This is a genomic window from Paenibacillus sp. GCM10027630 (assembly GCF_042676305.1).
Classification (GTDB): Bacteria; Bacillota; Bacilli; order Paenibacillales; family NBRC-103111; genus Paenibacillus_S.
Window position 1 is genome coordinate 140,240 of the sequence record NZ_JBHTGY010000011.1, and the last position, 19,360, is coordinate 159,599.

At 44.0% G+C, this 19,360-nt stretch carries 16 protein-coding genes; 2 read left to right on the top strand and 14 right to left on the bottom strand.

Annotation, left to right across the window (positions count from 1 at the left end; translation table 11 throughout):
• Positions 1–22: 22 nt before the first annotated feature.
• The 10 genes from ACFQ0C_RS06815 to ACFQ0C_RS06860 form a co-directional block, all read right to left on the bottom strand.
• On the bottom strand, positions 23–352 hold the full coding sequence (locus ACFQ0C_RS06815) for a UTRA domain-containing protein (RefSeq protein ID WP_379365216.1): 330 nt from the start codon (positions 350–352) through the stop codon (positions 23–25).
• Between the two features lie 79 nt (positions 353–431).
• The gene (locus tag ACFQ0C_RS06820) at positions 432–1,559 is read right to left on the bottom strand and encodes a Gfo/Idh/MocA family protein (protein WP_171652320.1); all 1,128 of its coding nucleotides are present in this window, start codon (positions 1,557–1,559) and stop codon (positions 432–434) included.
• Positions 1,560–1,580: 21 nt separating this feature from the next.
• Entirely contained in the window at positions 1,581–2,330 is a 750-nt protein-coding gene (locus tag ACFQ0C_RS06825) for a hydroxypyruvate isomerase family protein (protein WP_379365219.1), read from the bottom strand.
• A 70-nt stretch (positions 2,331–2,400) separates the two neighbouring features.
• Positions 2,401–3,453, bottom strand: coding sequence for a zinc-dependent alcohol dehydrogenase (locus ACFQ0C_RS06830; RefSeq protein ID WP_379365221.1), 1,053 nt, complete (start codon positions 3,451–3,453; stop codon positions 2,401–2,403).
• A gap of 81 nt (positions 3,454–3,534) precedes the next feature.
• On the bottom strand, positions 3,535–4,911 hold the full coding sequence (locus ACFQ0C_RS06835; protein WP_379365223.1) for an ABC transporter substrate-binding protein: 1,377 nt from the start codon (positions 4,909–4,911) through the stop codon (positions 3,535–3,537).
• Positions 4,912–5,051: 140 nt separating this feature from the next.
• Positions 5,052–5,894: a carbohydrate ABC transporter permease gene (locus tag ACFQ0C_RS06840; RefSeq protein ID WP_216624619.1), complete on the bottom strand. Its 843-nt coding sequence runs from the start codon at positions 5,892–5,894 to the stop codon at positions 5,052–5,054.
• Positions 5,895–5,915: 21 nt separating this feature from the next.
• On the bottom strand, positions 5,916–6,881 hold the full coding sequence (locus tag ACFQ0C_RS06845; protein WP_379365226.1) for a carbohydrate ABC transporter permease: 966 nt from the start codon (positions 6,879–6,881) through the stop codon (positions 5,916–5,918).
• Complete coding sequence (locus tag ACFQ0C_RS06850) at positions 6,871–7,905, bottom strand: LacI family DNA-binding transcriptional regulator (RefSeq protein ID WP_379365228.1); 1,035 nt, start codon at positions 7,903–7,905, stop codon at positions 6,871–6,873. The genes ACFQ0C_RS06845 and ACFQ0C_RS06850 overlap by 11 nt, the downstream gene beginning before the upstream one ends.
• Before the next feature lie 721 nt (positions 7,906–8,626).
• Entirely contained in the window at positions 8,627–8,809 is a 183-nt protein-coding gene (locus tag ACFQ0C_RS06855) for a hypothetical protein (RefSeq protein ID WP_379365230.1), read from the bottom strand.
• A gap of 338 nt (positions 8,810–9,147) precedes the next feature.
• Positions 9,148–12,258 (bottom strand): ATP-binding protein, encoded by a 3,111-nt coding sequence (locus tag ACFQ0C_RS06860; protein ID WP_379365232.1) that lies wholly within the window; start codon positions 12,256–12,258, stop codon positions 9,148–9,150.
• Between the two features lie 185 nt (positions 12,259–12,443).
• On the opposite strand from ACFQ0C_RS06860, the gene ACFQ0C_RS06865 reads away from it, so the two are divergent.
• Both ACFQ0C_RS06865 and ACFQ0C_RS06870 read left to right on the top strand, forming a co-directional pair.
• A complete protein-coding gene (locus tag ACFQ0C_RS06865; protein ID WP_379365234.1) occupies positions 12,444–12,749 on the top strand; it encodes a site-specific integrase in 306 nt (101 codons plus the stop codon).
• A 574-nt stretch (positions 12,750–13,323) separates the two neighbouring features.
• The gene (locus tag ACFQ0C_RS06870; protein WP_379365236.1) at positions 13,324–14,274 is read left to right on the top strand and encodes a cation diffusion facilitator family transporter; all 951 of its coding nucleotides are present in this window, start codon (positions 13,324–13,326) and stop codon (positions 14,272–14,274) included.
• A 95-nt stretch (positions 14,275–14,369) separates the two neighbouring features.
• Here ACFQ0C_RS06870 and ACFQ0C_RS06875 read toward each other — a convergent pair whose 3' ends face one another.
• The 4 genes from ACFQ0C_RS06875 to sdhA all read right to left on the bottom strand — a co-directional run bounded on the left by ACFQ0C_RS06875 (position 14,370) and on the right by sdhA (position 19,347).
• Positions 14,370–15,503: a glycoside hydrolase family 88 protein gene (locus ACFQ0C_RS06875; RefSeq protein ID WP_379365238.1), complete on the bottom strand. Its 1,134-nt coding sequence runs from the start codon at positions 15,501–15,503 to the stop codon at positions 14,370–14,372.
• Positions 15,504–15,581: 78 nt separating this feature from the next.
• The gene (locus ACFQ0C_RS06880; protein ID WP_379365240.1) at positions 15,582–16,643 is read right to left on the bottom strand and encodes a LacI family DNA-binding transcriptional regulator; all 1,062 of its coding nucleotides are present in this window, start codon (positions 16,641–16,643) and stop codon (positions 15,582–15,584) included.
• Between the two features lie 176 nt (positions 16,644–16,819).
• On the bottom strand, positions 16,820–17,584 hold the full coding sequence (gene sdhB / locus ACFQ0C_RS06885; RefSeq protein ID WP_379365242.1) for a succinate dehydrogenase iron-sulfur subunit: 765 nt from the start codon (positions 17,582–17,584) through the stop codon (positions 16,820–16,822).
• A 2-nt stretch (positions 17,585–17,586) separates the two neighbouring features.
• A complete protein-coding gene (gene sdhA / locus ACFQ0C_RS06890) occupies positions 17,587–19,347 on the bottom strand; it encodes a succinate dehydrogenase flavoprotein subunit (RefSeq protein WP_258211471.1) in 1,761 nt (586 codons plus the stop codon).
• Positions 19,348–19,360 lie beyond the last annotated feature (13 nt).

Here is a 19,360-nt window from a genome sequence, read left to right on the forward strand (position 1 = left end):
CGAACCATTTCGGTCGGCAGCCTTAATCCCATAAATTCTCCTGTAAAGCATAAAAGAAAGTTGCAGTTGTTTCATGCTGCAACTTTTGCAATATTTCGATAGGCAGTTGGTTTACATCTTGGGATATTCGTTCGAAGTAAAAAAACAGCATTGTTTCATCAACATCCAGTTGCTTCGCGATAACGGGAGCCAAAATCGCCTCCATGCATTGATCGGCATAGTACGGCGCGTGACCGTTCTTCGCAAGGTGGGCGTACAGCGAGGTGCCTATTAAATCCAACTGATCGATATCGGGCAGCAGAGATGCTGAAACAACGGCCATCTGAATCCCAACAGGCAGGGACTGAATCAATTTGATCCAGTCCCTTTTGCAATATGATTTAGGTACGATGTATGCCATAAATGGGCTTACTTTTTTAATTACTCACATATTATGAAACGTTCACCCAACTACCGTTTTGTGCTGACTTCTCCACAGACTCCAATACAATTTGATTATTCACACCATCTTCAAAGTTCGGTGATGGACTGTAACCTTTGGAGATTCCGTCCATAAGTTCTTTCGCCAAGTTAATAAAAGTGTGCTCGTATCCGATGATATGTCCTGAAGGCCAATATCCTGCAGCGTAGGGGTGGCAGCTTTCCGTGCAATTTATTGTTCGAAAACCTTGCATCCCTAATGGATCATCTGTTAAATAAAGTTGAAGTTGATTCATGTTTTCGAAGTCCCACCGGATAGACCCTTTATCACCGTTGATTTCAAAACGGTTTGCGTTGCGATTACCGCCGGCTACTCGTGTGGCCTCAAAGGTCCCGATGGCTCCATTTCGGAAACGGGCTAAGAAAACGGAGGCATCATCCACATCTACTTCTTTCATCATTCCATCATTGGAACAGCGCATTTTGGTGAAAGTCTCCATCATTCCCACAACAGACTGGAATTCTCCGACAAGAAAACGGGCGAGATCGATAATATGAGCAGCAAGATCACCATGTGTTCCGGATCCTGATAATTGTTTATTTAATCTCCACACATAAGGAGAATACGGATCAACCAACCAATCCTGCAAGTATACTGCCCGTATATGATTAATTTTACCGATTCGTCCTTGATCAATAAGTTGTTTAGCCCACTGCACGGCAGGTGCAAAGCGATAGTTATGGCAGATCATGTGAACGACTCCCGCTTTTTTCACTGCTTGGAGCATACTTTTAGCTTCTTTCACACTCATCGCCAACGGTTTTTCACATATGAGATGCTTTCCCGCCTCTGCTGCCGCAATGGCAATCTCTGCATGGGAGATGTTTGGAGTGCATATATCAATGATATCAATATCGTCTCTTTCCAAAAGTTGGCGCCAATCAGTCTCATAAGATTGCCAACCCATTTTTTCAGCTGCCTTTTTTAAGCCATCCTCATCCCTTCCGGCAATCGCTCGAAGTTCTGGTACAACACCCGTTTCGAAAAAAAACGGCAAATCCCGATAAGCATGGCTGTGTGCTTTTCCCATAAATTTGTAACCAATTAAGCCGATTCCCACTTTTGTTTTATTCCTCATTGCTATCCCCCCACGGGTTATCTAATACGTATTCGATTCCTCAATTCCATCCTTCGGATCGGTCAAGGGGAAATATTCCAGTCCTATATAACCGTTGAAGCCCACTTTTCTAATGGCGTTAAATATAGCTTTATAATTAATTTCACCGTTGCCCAATTCATGTCTGCCCGGATGACCCGCCGCATGAAAATGCCCGATCTTGTCAATGTTTCGAATAATCGTATTAATGAGGTTTCCTTCGGTAATTTGCTGATGATATATATCAAATAGGACTTTAACATGGTTACTTCCGACTTCATCGACAATTTCAAACGCCTCATCGGAACGGTACAAAAAGTACCCTTTATGATCCACATTAATATTCAAGGGTTCCACCAGTAAAGTCATGCCCGATTGTTCAAGAAAAGGTACGCATGCCTTTAACCCGTCTATAAGATTTTCACGTTGCTGATTCCTGGGTAAATCCGTCAACTCATTGCCTACTTGTGTTATCAACCGTTTGCAATCCAGTCTTTTGGCTACCACAATAGACTCCTGTAAACCGGATAGGTACTCTTCCTTTTTGCTGGAATCCACCAAGCTGATGAATTTAGTACAAAAAGTAACGACTTCTAAATGAAGATCTTGTTTCAATTGTACTAACCGATCGATATCCTTGTTCCACCAAGCCCAAAATTCAAAAGAGTCAATTCCAAGGCTTTTAACCGTTTGCAAACTTTTATCCAAATCATATCCTCTCAATACTGCGTCAATACAAACAGATATTTTCATTGGGCCCTCCCCATACTCTCATCCTAATATATTTGTATGAAAATCAATTTTATTAATAACCCTAGTTGCTTTAATAAGTTAAGGCAACCTGAATGACTGCTTTTGGATTCTCATCCACCATTTGAAAAGCATGAGAGATATTATCATAGGAAACTTTATGAGTTAATAGGTTGTCCAACCTCAACCGACTAAGTAACTCTAAACAACTTTCCAGTCGTCGGTCTCTGTTCCACATATGAGATATTGCAGGGTCCATTGCTCCTGTTTGTGAGCTTCGTATATTCACCCGGTTATGGTGAAATTCCTCGGATAAATCCAAGTTTGTGCTTGCTCCTTGATACCAACCCAGCGCTGTGACAGTCGTATCTGGAGCGGCAATACGAATAGCTTCATTTAAGGCTTTCTGATTTCCGGTTACTTCAATAACCAGATCTGCCCCTTTGTTTTTCGTTAATTTGCGTACCTCATAAGCTATGTCTTTGCAGGTCATAGGATTAAAGACATAATCCGCTCCATTTTCTAAAGCAGTTTGCAAACGAAGATCAAACATATCGATACCTATGACTTGGAAAGCCCCCGACATTTTGGCCATTTGTACGATTGTCTGCCCTAATACACCTAATCCGGATACAACTACCGTATCTCCTAATTTAATCGGTGAATCGAGAATGCCGTTATATGCTGTCATAAGATTAGTTAAGAAGATACCATGCTCGGGGTGGATGGAATCAGGTAGCTTTATAACATCACTTGCCGGTTTAACTACAATGGACTGGTGCGGCCCGGTCGAATAAACAATGTCTCCAAGTTTGATATCGTTCACTTCTTTACCTGCTTCTACTACTTTTCCTACATTGGAGTATCCCATATACCAAACTCCCGGGTCACAGCTGCGAACCGGATATTTCCATGTATCATTTTGAGCTGATTGAATAAATAGACGGGTCTGGCGGTCAAGTTTTTTATGAAAAAACGGTGCCACTCCCCGATAAACATTCATTTCTGTGCCGTGACTTATCCCGGATATGATACTTTTGATTTTCACTTCATTAGATTGAATAGATGGATCTTCTACCTCCTCTATGACCAATGTTTTCGGAGACAAATATTTAGCAATTTTCATTAGTAGGTACCTCCAGGTTTATATTTTATAATTAAGCCCCGAATACTATGGAACTACTACTCGGGGCAGCAATCCATACGTTTATTTGGTTAAAATTTTGTTGATTTCCACCACGGCATTTTCGATTTCGTCTTTAACAGATTTCCCCGCCATTATAGCGGTTGCCATCTTTGGAAGAGGACCATTTGGAAATGCGTCAATTTGACTCCATTGCGCAACCGGTTTATCACCCGGAACTACCCTCTCGGTCTGTTTAACGAAAACGCTCAACCATGGGTCGTTCTTAAAGTATGGATCGTTCATAACTTCCTTGTTGGAATTTAGTAAAGAGAACCGTTTTGATGCTTCAAGCTGGATCTCATTGGACATGAAGAATTTAACCCACTCTTTTGCCGCCTCAACATCTTTTGTTGTTTTCATTATAGATATTGGGGCAGCGAAACTTATGCTTGATGGGCCTTCTCCCGTTTTACTCGGCATTACCGCAGCCTTATATTTATCTTTCATTTGTGGTGCAAGTTTTTCTTGGGTAGCTCTAAAATCTGCAGCTGCTCCGATCATCATGGAAGATTTGCCTGACAAGAATTCATTGTTCGGGTCAAAGCTTGGGTCTATAATCCCTTTTGGCGCAATATTATGCTTATGCACAATGTCTTGCATAAACTGTAGCGATTCCGCGCCTTCGGGAGTATTAAATGCAGTTTTGGTCAAATCATCACTTAAAACCTTTCCGCCGGCTTGCGTTAAAATTGCGAACCAAGTCTGATCAAAACGTGCTTGGGAATTTCTGAATATCAAGCCTGAACGAGTAATGTTCCCGTTAGCATCTGTTTTTGTCAATTTTTTCCCATATTCAATTAATTCATTCCAATTTTTCGGTGGCTCGGTTAATCCTGCTTCTTTGAAATGCTCCGTATTGTAAAGCAAAACTCGAGTATCCATACGCCAAGGGATGCCGTAAAAATCATTGCCGACTTTCGCTTCGGATAAAGTGGAAGTAATATATTTGTCCACACCGATTTCTTTGACCAAATCATTAATTTGCATCGGCCCCATCTTATCGCCGCCGATTTTCTGGAAAGACTGAAGAAAGAATAGGTCTGCAACATCCGGCGCATCACCACCGGTACTGGCTAAAGTATATTTGCTCAGCGCTTGAGACCAGTCTAGAGTTTCATACTTAACATTAATACCCGTTTTTTCTTTAAATTTTGCAGTAACATCCTTCATAAAATCATTCGAAATACTGGGGGTGCTTCCATACCGCTGAAGCCAAACCGTAATTTCTCTGTTTTTGTTTTCTTTTTTCTCAACAGTTTGGGTCTCCTTGTTTTGGCCGGAATTTTTCGCAGTGTCCCCCCCGGTATTGGTTACGTTGGTTCCGCTACAAGCAACAAGGGATACCTGCATCATCAGTGCCAGCATAAACAAGCTGATTGCTTTCAAGTTCATTTTCATTTTAGAACCCTCTCCATTCATTGAATTTGAAAACAGACTTTAAAATTCCTTACAATATTGTCTGCAACCACCACCTTTAAGCAATATGAAATGAGCTTCATTTCATGCGTAACATGCTGATTGTATCGGATCGAGATCGATTAACCTTTTATTGCGCCATCAGACATTCCACTGATCAAATATTTTTGTAAAAAACCGAAAATAAGTAAAATCGGTAAAGTGGTAATCACAGAAGCGGCCATAAAAAGGGAAACCGATGGAGTAACGCCGAATTGCCCGATGAAGTCATGAATTCCCACTGATAACGGTTTGTATTTGGTATCCGACAGAACAATGCTTGCCCACATATATTCATTCCAAGCCAATATAAAGGAAAAGATAGCGGTTGCAACGATCCCGGGAATTGAAATCGGCAATGCGATCACGAAAAGTATCTTCATTCTCGAGCAGCCGTCAATCATGGCACTTTCTTCAATTTCAACGGGTAAAGTTGACGTGAAATAATTTTTTAACATCAGTGTACAAAACGGTATTGCCCAAATACTATAGGCTAGCGTAATGCCTATGGTCGTATTATTCAATTTCAAGCTTTGCATGATGAAATAAAACGGAATGATACTCATAACCCACGGAATTAATTGTGATGATAAGATTAACACAATGCTTGCATTTCTGATTTTGAAACGAAACCTGCTCAAGCTGTAACCCGCAAAGCAAGCAAGCAGAACGCAAACGATAGTGGTTGATAGGGAATAAATGATTGAATTTTTCAAATATTCGAATAGTGGCATGATCTGAAATACTTCAGTATAGTTCTTAAATTCAAAGTAGCTTGGCCACCAAGCAGGCGGAATTTGTAAAATCTGTTCAGCCGGTTTCACGGAAGTCACAAACATCCAATAAAAAGGAAAAAGAGCAAATATTGCAATGCTGTTCAAAATAACATAATGTACGACATATTCCCATTTCGATGTTTTATTCAAAACAACTCCTCCTCCCCGTTATTATTCTTTGAACTCATTCTGTACTCTCTTTTTGATATAAAAAATTGAAGGGACAAGCACTACCAAGAACATCAGCACACTAATTGTTGAGGCTATGCTGTATTTAAAATTGATAAACGCTTCTTGAAACACTTTCACCGCCAATACGTTCGTCATATCCAGCGGACCTCCTTGAGTCAATAAATAACTGGAATTAAAATTATTAAATTGCCAAATGAATTCTAACAATAGTGTGATTTCTAAGACCGGTAAAATAAGTGGAAGCGTTATCTTGTAGAATTGCCCAATTTTACCCAAACCTTCTACAGTAGCAGCTTCATAGTAATCCTTCGATACGCTCTGCATTGCCGCTAAGAACATAACCATCATAAAAGGAAACATATGCCAAACATTGACGACAACCAGGAATAGCATAGGAATGTTGAACGGCCCAAATCCCCATTCTGTGTTCCCTAAGAAGGAGAATGGCGTATCCCGGAGTCCTAGACCCATAAGTAAACCGTTTAGTGGACTAAAATTTTCGCTGTATAAAACCTTCCACACAGCCCCCATTACAACAGGAGGGGTGACCCATGGAATCAAAAGTAAAGTCCGGTATAAACCTCTTCCCCAGTAGGGTTTGTTTAATAACTGCGCCGAATAAAGAGCCACAATAGTTGCTAAGATTAGAGAAGCCACACTAAAAAAAATGGTATTGTATATGATTTTCAATAAGCCAGGGTCTTTTATAATATTAATATAATTATCCAATCCGATGAACGGCTGTTCCGGCTTCAGTAGTTCTACACGATAGAAAGACATCAGTATCGTTCTGATACTCGGATACAAGATCACAACTGTGATAAGTAATAAAACCGGAAGAACTAAAATATAGCTTATGTTACGATCAACGAAGGATGAAAACGTTCTACTCTGATGCTTACGCTTTAGTGGTTGCGACTGTTTTTTAACAAATTCATGTTCCATCTGACTCCACCTCTTGGTTTGTATTATGTTTCACAGATTCCCTCTCCACGTAGGAAGCATGCAAAGTCAACGTTTTTACACTTGTAGTTTTACTTTTCATTCTTTCTAAGATTAAATTGATTGCAGCTTCACCCATTTCTTTAAGGGGCAAACCGACAGAAGAAATCGGGGGAGATAAAATATCCGCATAACTGTTATCGTAACCGATGATCGAAATGTCATCAGGAACTCGGATTCGATGTTTATATAACGCTTGAAGAACGCCAATGGCCAGAACATCACTCGCTACAAAAATGCCGGAAGGCAGGAAGTCACTCAAGATCATCTCTTCCATTAAATGAAAACCATATTGGGGACTATAACTCTCACAAAATTTAATAAATTTATTATCCGTGGTAATCTTCTCTTCCATAAGAGCTCTCTGAAAGCCATTGTATCTCTCACTCTCTACGACATTCACAGAAGTATCCACACCAATATATCCAATATTTTTATGATTCAATCGAAGCAGGTGTTTCGTCGCGACATAGGATGCTTCGACGTAGTCGATTAGGACCTTATCAACACCCATCACATCTAAAGGCCTTTCCACCATTACGGTTGGTATACCCATATCAACAACTCTTTGTATATTCTCCTTACTACTTGCACTGGTAAAAATAATTCCATCCACTTTCCTTGCAACCATTTCTTCAATTTGCTTTAATTCTCGTTTTGGATCATTGTAAGTAAATAATCGTAGTATTTGATAATCACATTCATCCGCATATTCGTCTATCGATTGGCACAATCCGGCCCAGAATGGATTTGGATAAGCTCTCGGCAATATGTGTCCAATCATTCCTGTCTTTTGGCTTTTTAGACCCTGCGCTACTTTATTGGGCACATAATTCAATTCGGACAGAGTTTTTTCGATTAATTCTCTTTTTTCCTTTGACACATAACCGCTGTTATGGATTACCCTAGACACCATTGCAGGGGAAACATTAATGTACTTCGCAATATCTGTAATCGTTGTTGCCAATTTCTATTCACTCCTATCTGTTATTTGGAACTTTTTTCATCAAGTAAATGTGGTGACGTTTTCACAAAAAAATCAAAGCACTTTCTCTACGAAAAATTACTTTTTTATCAGATTTTTTGCTATACACAAAATCGTAGCGTTTTCATTTCAGAAAAACAATAAATTAAATACTTTGGGATGGTAAATCAGATGAGGGAGAACCTCTCATTGTAATTCATAACTCGAAAATGTGGTGACGTTTTCACATTTTTCAAAAAAATATTCCTTTGTTATTTCTTCTTACTTTTTCATACACAGATTATAATAATTATTTTATGATCTTGTCAATACTTTTTATAATGAACATGGTAAGAAAGTAGAACAGTTAAAATTACGTTAGTTGGTCTAACAATTCATTCACCCCAGTCCCCTCTATACAATCCCAATCTCCAGATTTTGATCTTTCGCTGAAGCCCGACCGTAACCCATGTCCATATATGTCCCACCCCAATGTTGTCAGGTTAGGGACGTTTCATGGAAGGAGTGTAGTCTGCAAACGATGGAGTGACCGGTCAATGTATCCTTTTGAGTTCAAAAGCACATCGCTTCGATTGTTAAGAAAATAATGGAGAGGTACTTCATACAAAGTCAACGGGGACAGACCACAGCCATAGCAGCACAAAGAACCTGCTTATTTTACAGGAGGGGAACGTGCATTTAGATGAGTGGTTGGGAGGTTTCGCTACAAGCAGCGGCGTTTCGACTTGCTGTATTTGTTCGCTTTGTTCTTTTTCTCGCGGTTAAAACTGCGCCCTTGAATAACCGGAACGATATTTCGCTCCAATTCTGCGATCAGTCGTTGGAACATCGCATCTTTTTTCTCGTTATCACCTTCTAGAAGAATTTCGATTAAACGGTTTTTCATTTTGCCAACATTCTGCTAACCTGACAACATTGGGAGGGACGGGGGAGCCTTACTCTGCTGATCGACAGGACCGAACATCAGCGGTATCCGGAACAGGGCCGATGCTGATTTTATCCATTCGGAGCAGGAACTGGGACGGCTAAAGGTGATCGACGCAACCAATGCGGCGGCTTCTCCTTCGGCCTTTGTCCCTTAATCATCGATGCTTCGTCATGAAGATACTTCTGCCGGGCTTCGTACGTCGACGAGCCACCTTCTGCCAATTTATTGGAGCGGCCTCGGACTCTTTATTTCTTGTCCTCAAGTAGCTTACTGAACAACCCGTGGTTGTCCAGAAGCTACTTCAATATCTGGAACGAAACGATTGTTCCTTCGTTCAAACTGCTCTCAATACGCAGCCCTTGTCCGTAAAGCTGCTTCAGACGCTGGTCGGTATTGATCAGCCCGATCCCCTTCTGCTCCTTCGCGGAACCGCGAACCAGGATGTGCCGGATGGTCGTTTCGTCCATTCCCACGCCATCATCCTCGATATAAACCTCCGCTCTATCCTCATATTCGGCAATCCGGATTTGGATGGTGCCTCCGCGCGTTCGTTTCAAAATCCCGTGCCGGGCCGCGTTCTCAACCAGTGGCTGAATGGATAGAGGTGGTACAAGTATCTCCAAGGATGCCTTTACGTCCCACTGCACCTGAAGACGTTCCTCAAACCGTTCCTTCTCAATCGACAAATAGGCTTGGACCAGCTCCAACTCGCTACTCAATAATACGAGCTTGTCCGAATTCTTGAAATCGAAGCTGGCGTGCAAATATAAGCTGAATGCATCAGCAAGCTTGTGCATACGGTGCGTATCGATTTCGCTGAGCGCGACGATGGAGTTGAGTGTGTTGAAGAAAAAATGCGGCTTGATTTGCGCTTGCAGCCACGCTGCCTCCATGTACATTCGATCGCGAACAGCTAGCGTCAGATCGGTAAGTGCTCGAATTCTCGATTTTAGCTCCAGCGTGTTCGTTGGCTTAATAATGTAGTCGTTGGCTCCCGCGAGGAAGCCGGAATAAATATCCTCCGGCTGACTGCGCGCTGTAAGCAGCAGCACGGGGAGCTCAGCTAGCGAATAGCGCTGCCGGACTCGCTGGGTCAGCTCGTAGCCGGACATGCCGGGCATCATGACGTCGATGATCATAATGTCCCACTTGACCGTATCCAACAGCGCAATAGCTTCGTTTCCGCTTATTGCTGTGCCGATAATATATGGCTCGGAAGCCAGCGCATGAGTCAACACCCGCAAGTTGACCGGATCGTCGTCCACAGCCAATATACGAATTTTTTCTATGGCCGGAGACGGTAGCTCGCTGACTGCCGGCAATTCGGTAATATCGGCCGCCTCGGAGGCCGCGGCAGCTGTTTCTACTGCGTGCGCGGGCAATGGTACAGCATCCGGCGAAGGGTCATCCCTCTTCGTCGTGTCTGCCGTCATCGCAAGCGGCAGCGTAAAGATGAAGGTCGATCCGTGATTGAGAACGGATTCGGCATAAATGGTACCTCCCTGCAGTTCGACAAGCTGCTTGCAGACGCTCAGTCCAAGCCCGATGCCGCCGCCTAACGAAGTTTCGCTCGAATCGGCTTGCTCGTAGGGGAGAAAGATTCTTTGCAGCGTCGCTTTATCAATCCCGACACCCGTATCAGAGACGGTTATATGCGCATAACCATTCTGTACAGTGGCGTGGAGTTCGATGCGGCCTCGCGTCGTAAATTTGACTGCGTTATGCAGAAGGTTGAATAAAATTTGTGTCAGCCGATTCTCGTCCGCCTGCACCAGGGGGAACGACTCCGGGATTTCGTTGACGATTCGGATCGGCTTGCCCTCCGACATGAAGCCCAGCATGTCGATGACGCCGGAAGCTACCGCCTGTACGCGGATGGGAGCAGGCTGAATGTGAATGGCATTCTCCTTGAGCCGGTTGATGTCGAGCAGATCGTTAAGCAGAAACGACATACCGCGGCCGACTGAAATAAGCAAACGCAAGCTTTCCTGATGTCTGCCCACTTTCCGAGCGGCTTCATCGTCGAGCACCGCTTGGGCAATGTTAAGCATGCCGTGAAGCGGGTTGCGAAGCTCATGGGACGTATGGGCAAGAAAATCATCCTTACGCTTGTCAGCCTTCTGCAGCTTCTCGGTGAGGAGCCTCAATGCTGTCATGGAGTTGAAATGGCGTTTGAACCAATATGAGACTATAGCCAGCACGGCGAATATGAGGTCAAACGGATAATAGCCGATTTCGGGAAAGTAAAATGTGTTAACGATGCCCCATATCGCGTTGATGGTAATCGTTATTCCTCCGATCAGCAGGAACATCGCATCTCGGTTGCCTTGTTTGGCTGAGCGAAACGTCAAGGTTGGAACGGCCACAATCGTGAACAGGTATAAAGGAATGTTGAAATAACCCAATTTCAACAGCGGTTGCAAAGGCAGAAACAAGACAATGCCGGCATAAAGTGAGCAGATATAATTGAACCAGCGGTAACGGCTGGATGATGTGCGTTCCACCGTAAGCAGCATTGCATTTTTGAACAAAAAATAGATGATGCCAAGATAGGATAGATGGAACAGACGGCTTATCCAATCATAGTTTATCGGCAGCCAGATTTGCAGCAGCCGCTCATCATCGATAAGAATCGAGATAATGGTGCTGACGATCAGCAGAAAGAAGCTTAATAGTCCAGGAATCCGACCGCCAATGAACAGGAGCAGGCAAGCATAGAAGGCGTGTATCAAAAGGACGGCGCAAACGAGTAGCTGCATGCTTCGAGAGTACCATATGTTCTTTTCAATCGCATGTTGAGTGCCGATCAGGACGGGAGAAGTGAGGCCTCCTTTGAAATAGTCGTAATAATTGGCAACTTGGATGACAACTTCTATGGTTTCTCCCTCGGGATAGAAATTGGCATAATAAGGCACTTTGCGCGCTGTGAAAGAATCGATGTCCTTCCCCGGAGTTCCGGAATAGGCCAGCAATTGTCCATTGATATACAGCTCGGAAGCGGTGGGAATGGACGGCATCCGAATGCCGAGCAGTTGCTTCTCGTTTGCGTGAATGTGAATGAGAAGCCGGTAAGAGCCGTAGCCGATCGGCGAATGCCCTGCCGGATTTAACGTCTGTCCCCAGTTGCTTGGCACGTGAATATAATCGGGCTTTGGCGGCATTGGAAGCTTTCTATAATCATTCATATAGAATGCATGCGTGTAAAACTCCCACTCCCCATTCAAAGGAAGCGCCTGGTTCGACGAATCGTCCCATGCGGTGAGATCGATGGTACCTTGAAGGGCATTGGGATGGAATGGTGGAAATATCCAGGCGACCCAGATGAGACGGATACTAGTTATAATCAGCAGATATATGCCGAGAATGAGTAAGATTCGCTTTGTTTTCATAAAGGTTACGTTCGACAATTGCGGCGCTTTCTCCTCCTTTCCAATTCGCAATCGGCGCACTGCCGAACTTGGCGCGCGCGTCGCGGTTACTTTATACTCCTTTGTCGTACTCGGCCGATACGAGCGGCCGGCGCTCCCCAAAAGGAGTGAATCAAAAAAGCAGCTCTCGTGCAGAAATCTGCGCAATACATAGTGGCATGAGAATGGGGGAAATATTGGGACTTCGATTTTGTGACGTTGATTTAACCAATAAGAAGATTAATATGCGAAATATTTTAAATTTTAAAAACCAATTACAAGCTGGCACCAAAACAAACGCTGGAAATCGTTCGATATCCATTTCTGATTTTGTAGTGAAGCAACTTGAGATTAGAAGGCAAAACATGCTAAAGGAAAAAGCCGCGACAGGTGATGATTACGATGATAAAGATTTTGTTGTACTCACACCTTACACCCAATATGAACAAGGATGCAGCCAATGCAATGGAAAAGCTACTCGACCTCGATGATGATCAAACAGAACCCGAATCCGAATATTAAATAATTCCACTTACTCAGAATTGTCGTTTACACAAGTTTCCTTCCAATATCCTTCCAATGTCCCCAAAACGTCCCCTAATTATAGCACCTAAGCCCCGTAAACCCTTGCTCATAAGGGTTATTTACCGTCCAAACAAAAAAAGAGACCCGCCAACGGGGCGGGTCTTCAAGAGTTTATATTAAAAAGGGGGTCTTGGTTATTATAATACTCCCTAAACATGTTAAAACGATAACAGTAATATTTCAGTTGTGTAACAAATTTGAAAGCGCTATCCTCAACACGTACAGATCCCGTGCGCCCTTTTGGGAGGCATGACGGTCTGTTCTCTAACTTGCTCATTTCATTGATAATAGTTCTCTTTTTATTGATAACAATTATCGAATAATTGAGAAAACCTATCATATTCTTGATAAACCTTATCAAACCACTGATAAATCGTCTCAAATGGCTGAAAATCGCTATCAATTAAAGTATTTGCCAAAATTAAGACCTTGACGTATAATAATCCGAAGCAAAGACAATTTCATATGGAGGTGATTTATATGTACGATTATCATCATTTACATCATGCCAAAGAACAAACCAAATCCAAAAAAACTTTATGGATTACTTTATTTTTAACCTTATTTTTCACGATTGTTGAAATTATCGGAGGCTTAATCTCTAATTCCTTAGCCCTTCTATCCGACTCCGCTCATATGATATCCGATGTCCTAGCTCTTGGACTTAGCATGGTAGCTATTTATTTAGCGACAAGGCAGCCTAATGCCCGTTTTACGTTCGGTTACTTACGATTTGAGATCGTAGCGTCCTTCTTGAATGGATTGGCCCTTGCCATCATATCCATCGGAATCTTCGTCGAAGGTATTCGCCGATTTTTCAATCCTGAACCTATTGACTTCCAGCTAATGCTGATCATTGCTTCTATCGGGTTTATTGTTAATCTGGTACTCACGCTTGTGCTCAGCCGCAGCATGAAGGAAGAAGAAAACTTGAATGTGCAGAGCGCTTTATGGCATTTCATTGGTGACTTACTAAGCTCCGCTGGTGTTATACTATCCGCTATTCTTATCTACTTTACTGGCCTGCTGTGGTTCGATCCGTTGATCAGTATGATTATCGGCGGCATTATCTTTGTCGGAGGCTGGAAGATCACTAAAGAGTCCTACCTCATATTAATGGAGTCTGTCCCCTCCCGTTATGATCTCGATGAAGTCCGTCATGCAATAGCTGAGGTGGAGGGGGTCGAGGATGTTCACGAGATGCATCTCTGGGCCATTTCCTCGAACCATTTCTCACTAACCGCTCACGTGTTCATCAATGAAAATATTCAACCGTTCTGCATCATACTCGCTATTAATGAAACCTTGAAGGAGAAGTACGGGATCGAACATTCCACTATCCAGATGGAGCACGCTACGATTCATCCTCACGGTGAATACGGCAAAGAATTTCTTCGCCATAAAGAAGAAGAGCTTTCTAATCATCACTAACATGAGTATGCTAAAAACCTCCAAAGCCCTATATCAGAAGGGGTTGGAGGTTTTCCTTTAGGGGCTGGAGGTTTTTCCTTTAGAGCTTAAGCCCATTATTTTCTCTCGTACCAATAGCCTTGAATTCCTTTTTCCAATCGGACTAAAGCTTCCAAATAGTAATAATCGCCCCAAATTACGTAGTCATCAGGGGATACGCCGCCGCGGACTGAATAAGATCCACGGTCTAACAGCCCTTCTGCATCAGGTTGTCCAACTGTCGAATAGCCTTTTACGAGGCCCTGCAAAGAACGCTGCAAACCATCATGCAACAACTCACGGTCTGGATCACCTGCTTCCAGATGAGTCAACAGCTCGATAATCCCTGCTGCTGTAATGGCTGAAGCTGAGCTATCCCGTTTGGTCTCGGAATTGATAGCAACATTGAAATCCCAATACACAACATCATCATCAGGCAAACGTTCCAGAAAATACTTAGCCAATCTTTTGGACGTTTCCAGGTACAAAGGATTTTTCGTATAACGATAGGATAACGCAAAACCGTAAATCCCCCATGCTTGCCCACGAGTCCATGTGGAACCATCGGAGTAGCCTTGATGCGTGCCGCCGCGAATAGCCTCACCCGTCTCTTGATCAAAGTAGAAGGTGTGATAGGAAGAATCATCTCCCCGCACCAAGAAGCGCCGAGACTTGTCTGCATGAGCAACAGCAACCTCTTTATACTCTTCCTTGCCTGTTTGCTCATAAGCCCAGTACAGCAGCGGCAGATTCATTAAGCAGTCTATAATAATGCGGCCCCCGTTTTCTGGATCGCCTTCAGGGCCCCATGCTTGAATATATCCACCCTTAGCTCTCCAACGCGACATCAGTACATCGGCTGCTTGCAAGGTCAGCTGTCTGGCTTCTTCGTCGCCCTCAATAATCCATAGTGCTTTAGAAGATAAAGAATATAAGAAGCCAATATCATGATGATCCAGCTTTGTATTCGTTTCTAAGCGATTGCGGAAGCTTTCCACTGTTTTGCTGGCGGCTGCTTTGAATGCTTCGTCTCCGCTGTACTCATAGCACAGCCACAGGATACCCGACCAAAAACCGTCAGTCCACTCATTATTGTCGTTAAGCAGGTACTTTCCATTCTCACTTACATGAGGGAATTGATCACCGAACCGCTCGATGTTTTCCCTTGTTTTTTGTAAAGCATGCTCAATAGCCTGTTTCCACATGTACATATTCGCTCCTTCAATGTTAGATATATAATTAAAATGAACCGGAATACAGCCCATTTCAAGACGAATCAAATAACTCACTTATTGAGACGTGGACATCCTTGCGATTAGAGTGAGCGGGATTTTTAACTCATGCTCATCGGGCTTTGGCTGCAAACTTCCGGATTCAACATCAATATCGCCAGCATCGATTGGTTCACCTAACTGACGCAGCATTAAATCGATCATTAACCGGGCTTGCTGATTGTAGGGAATGTTCAAAGTGGTCAGCTGCGGATAACAACTACTGGACACGCTATCATTGTTAATGCCTGCAATTTTGTAATCCTTCGGGACGTAGTATCCTTGTTCCATCACAGCTGACATAAATCGCAATGCAACCAAGTCGTCAAAAGCCAAAATGCCAATGGGGCCCAATCCCCCACTTATTTCTTGAGTCATGCTAACAATGCTTTGAACATCATGCAGCCCTAATTCGATGACTTCGGAAATAACTGGAGCAGCTAACTCTATCAAGCCTTTTTTAAAGCCGATTACTCTCTGCTCATTGACAGCATGAGCTCTCCCCGAGCTAAGGTAGAACAAGCTGCGGCAGCCCTGATCATACAAATGTTTAACCATCTCCACACAGCCACCGGCAAAATCAAGATTAACGGCACCAACCGCAATATCCTGAGGCCAATTCCAGCCGTTAAACAAAACTAACGGCGTCCCCTCACCGACAATCTTTCGAGTAGTATCAGGAGACATAGCCAACCCATGGCAAAACAACCCGTCAACCCTGCGCTGCAGCAAAGCATCCAGATGCCTTTTCTCCACCTCGGAATCAAAGCCTCCCGCAGAAAATACGGATAAGTGATACCCCTGCTGATGCGCTGTACGTTCCATTTCCTCCGCAAGCCGTCCATAATACCCGATAAAACCAGGGACAATTAACCCAAGCTCATTCGACTTCCGGCGGCTTAAATTAGCAGCCACTGCATTGCGGCGGTAACCAAGCTCTTCTGCAGCTTTCTCCACTTTACGGATCGTTTCATCTGCCATCGGAACGTTACGCCGGTTCAGCACATTCGAAACAGTAGCGATTGAGACAGCCGCTGCTTCTGCAATATCAACGATAGTAACCGTGCGTTTTTTATTCATGGATCGTATCCTTTTATCATAGTTTAAACGTTTCAATTGAAACGTTTAAACTAATTATATGCTTCCTGGATTACGCGGTCAATACAGATTTTCACAGCCCTAATTTTTTATCGTTACAGCATACAAAAAAAGCCCCAAATGGACTTCTAAAGTCCATTCGAGGCTCAAGGCTGCAATTACATACCTAACCACGTTTTGAATAAATGCTTCGTAGTATCTCTGTTCATTGCTGCAATCGAAGTCGTTAACGGAATGCCTTTTGGACAAGAGCGTACACAGTTCTGCGAGTTACCGCAGCCCTCAATACCGCCGTCCTCCATCAATGCTTCCAGACGTTCTTCTGCGTTCATTTCACCTGTTGGATGAGCGTTGAACAAGCGAACCTGGGAAATAGCAGCTGGTCCGATAAACGAAGTTTTATCATTTACGTTCGGACAAGACTCCAGACATACGCCGCAAGTCATGCACTTGGACAGCTCATAAGCCCATTGACGTTTGGATTCTGCCATACGAGGACCCGGACCTAGATCGTAAGTTCCATCGATAGGAATCCATGCTTTAACCCGTTTCAATGCGTTGAACATCCGCTCACGATCTATTACAAGGTCACGAACAACAGGGAACGTACTCATTGGCGCAATGCGGACAGGCTGCTCCAGCTTATCGATAAGCGCCGAACAGGCTTGACGCGGTTTGCCGTTGATAACCATCGAGCATGCTCCGCATACTTCCTCAAGACAGTTCGATTCCCAGCACACAGGTGTAGTTTTGCCTCCCTGTACATTCACTGGATTCCGCTGCACTTCCATTAATGCGCTGATTACATTCATGTTCGGACGATACGGAACTTCAAATTCCTCTGTATAAGGCTTGCTTTCAGGCGATTCTTGGCGGGTAACGATAAACTTGACCTTTTTGCCTGCAGTAGTCGTTTCGGCCATGATTAGCTTCCTCCCTTCTTCTTGTCTGTCGAATAGTCGCGTTTACGCGGTTTAATCAACGATACATCGACTTCTTCCCACTCGATAGTCGGGCCTTCAGCGCCCCACTTGGCTTTGGTTGTTTTCAGGAAGTTGTCATCATCACGCTCAGGGAATTCAGGCTTGTAATGCGCGCCGCGGCTTTCGTTACGCTGTAGAGCTCCTAATGTCATCGCATGGGAAAGCTCCAGCATGTTCCATAGCTGACGAGTGAACGCCACGCCCTGGTTATTCCAACGAGCCGTATCGGTCATGCTGATGTTCCGGTAGCGCTGCTTCAGCTCATTGATTTTATCCAATGTATCCTGCAGCTTGTTGTTGTAGCGAACCACCGTCATATTGTTGGTCATCCACTCGCCAAGCTCTTTGTGAAGCACATAAGCGTTCTCGGTGCCATCCATTTTCAAGAGGCCCTCATATTTGTCCGTTTGCTTCTTCTTCTCACGGTCATATACGGAAGAAGAGATATCTTCAGTATGCTTGCTCAAGCCTTTGATATATTCAATGGCTTTAGGACCTGTCACCATACCGCCGTAAATAGCCGACAACAATGAGTTCGCACCCAAACGGTTAGCTCCGTGGTATTGATATTCACACTCTCCACAGGCGAACAGACCCGGGATATTCGTCATTTGATTAAAGTCTACCCACATACCGCCCATCGAATAGTGAACCGCAGGGAAGATTTTCATTGGAATTTTACGCGGATCATCACCCATGAACTTCTCATAGATTTCGATGATACCACCCAGCTTAACATCCAATTCCTTCGGATCCTTATGGGAAAGGTCAAGGTATACCATGTTCTCGCCATTGATACCCAGCTTCTCGTCAACACAGACTGCAAAAATTTCACGAGTCGCGATATCACGAGGCACAAGGTTTCCGTAAGCCGGATATTTCTCTTCAAGGAAGTACCAAGGCTTACCGTCTTTATAAGTCCAGATACGACCGCCTTCACCACGAGCTGATTCCGACATCAGGCGAAGCTTGTCATCCCCGGGAATAGCTGTCGGGTGAATCTGGATAAACTCACCATTAGCGTAGTAAACTCCCTGCTGATAAACAGCACTTGCTGCCGTACCTGTGTTGATTACCGAGTTCGTTGTTTTACCGAAGATAATACCAGGGCCGCCTGTCGCCAGAATAACAGCGTCCGCTGCGAACGTGTGCACTTCCATCGTACGCAGATCCTGAGCAGACACACCGCGGCATACGCCGTCGTCATCCAGCACAGCACCCATAAATTCATAATGCTCATACTTCGTTACAAGACCAGCGGTCTCCCAACGACGTACTTGCTCATCCAATGCATATAGCAGCTGCTGACCTGTAGTAGCGCCGGCAAAAGCAGTACGGTGATATTGAGTTCCACCAAAACGGCGGAAATCGAGCAAGCCTTCCGGTGTACGGTTGAACATAACGCCCATCCGGTCCATCAAGTGGATAATACCCGGCGCCGCATCGCACATTGCTTTTACCAACGGCTGGTTAGCGAGAAAATCGCCGCCATACACGGTATCGTCAAAATGCTCCCATGTGGAGTCACCTTCACCTTTTGTATTAACAGCTCCGTTAATTCCACCTTGGGCACAAACGGAGTGGGATCGTTTTACAGGAACCAAGGAAAACAGGTTGACGTGAACCCCGGCTTCTGCGGCTTTGATGACTGCCATTAAACCTGCCAGGCCTCCACCAACCACGATTACTTTTGAATTAGCCATTGTTGTTCACTCC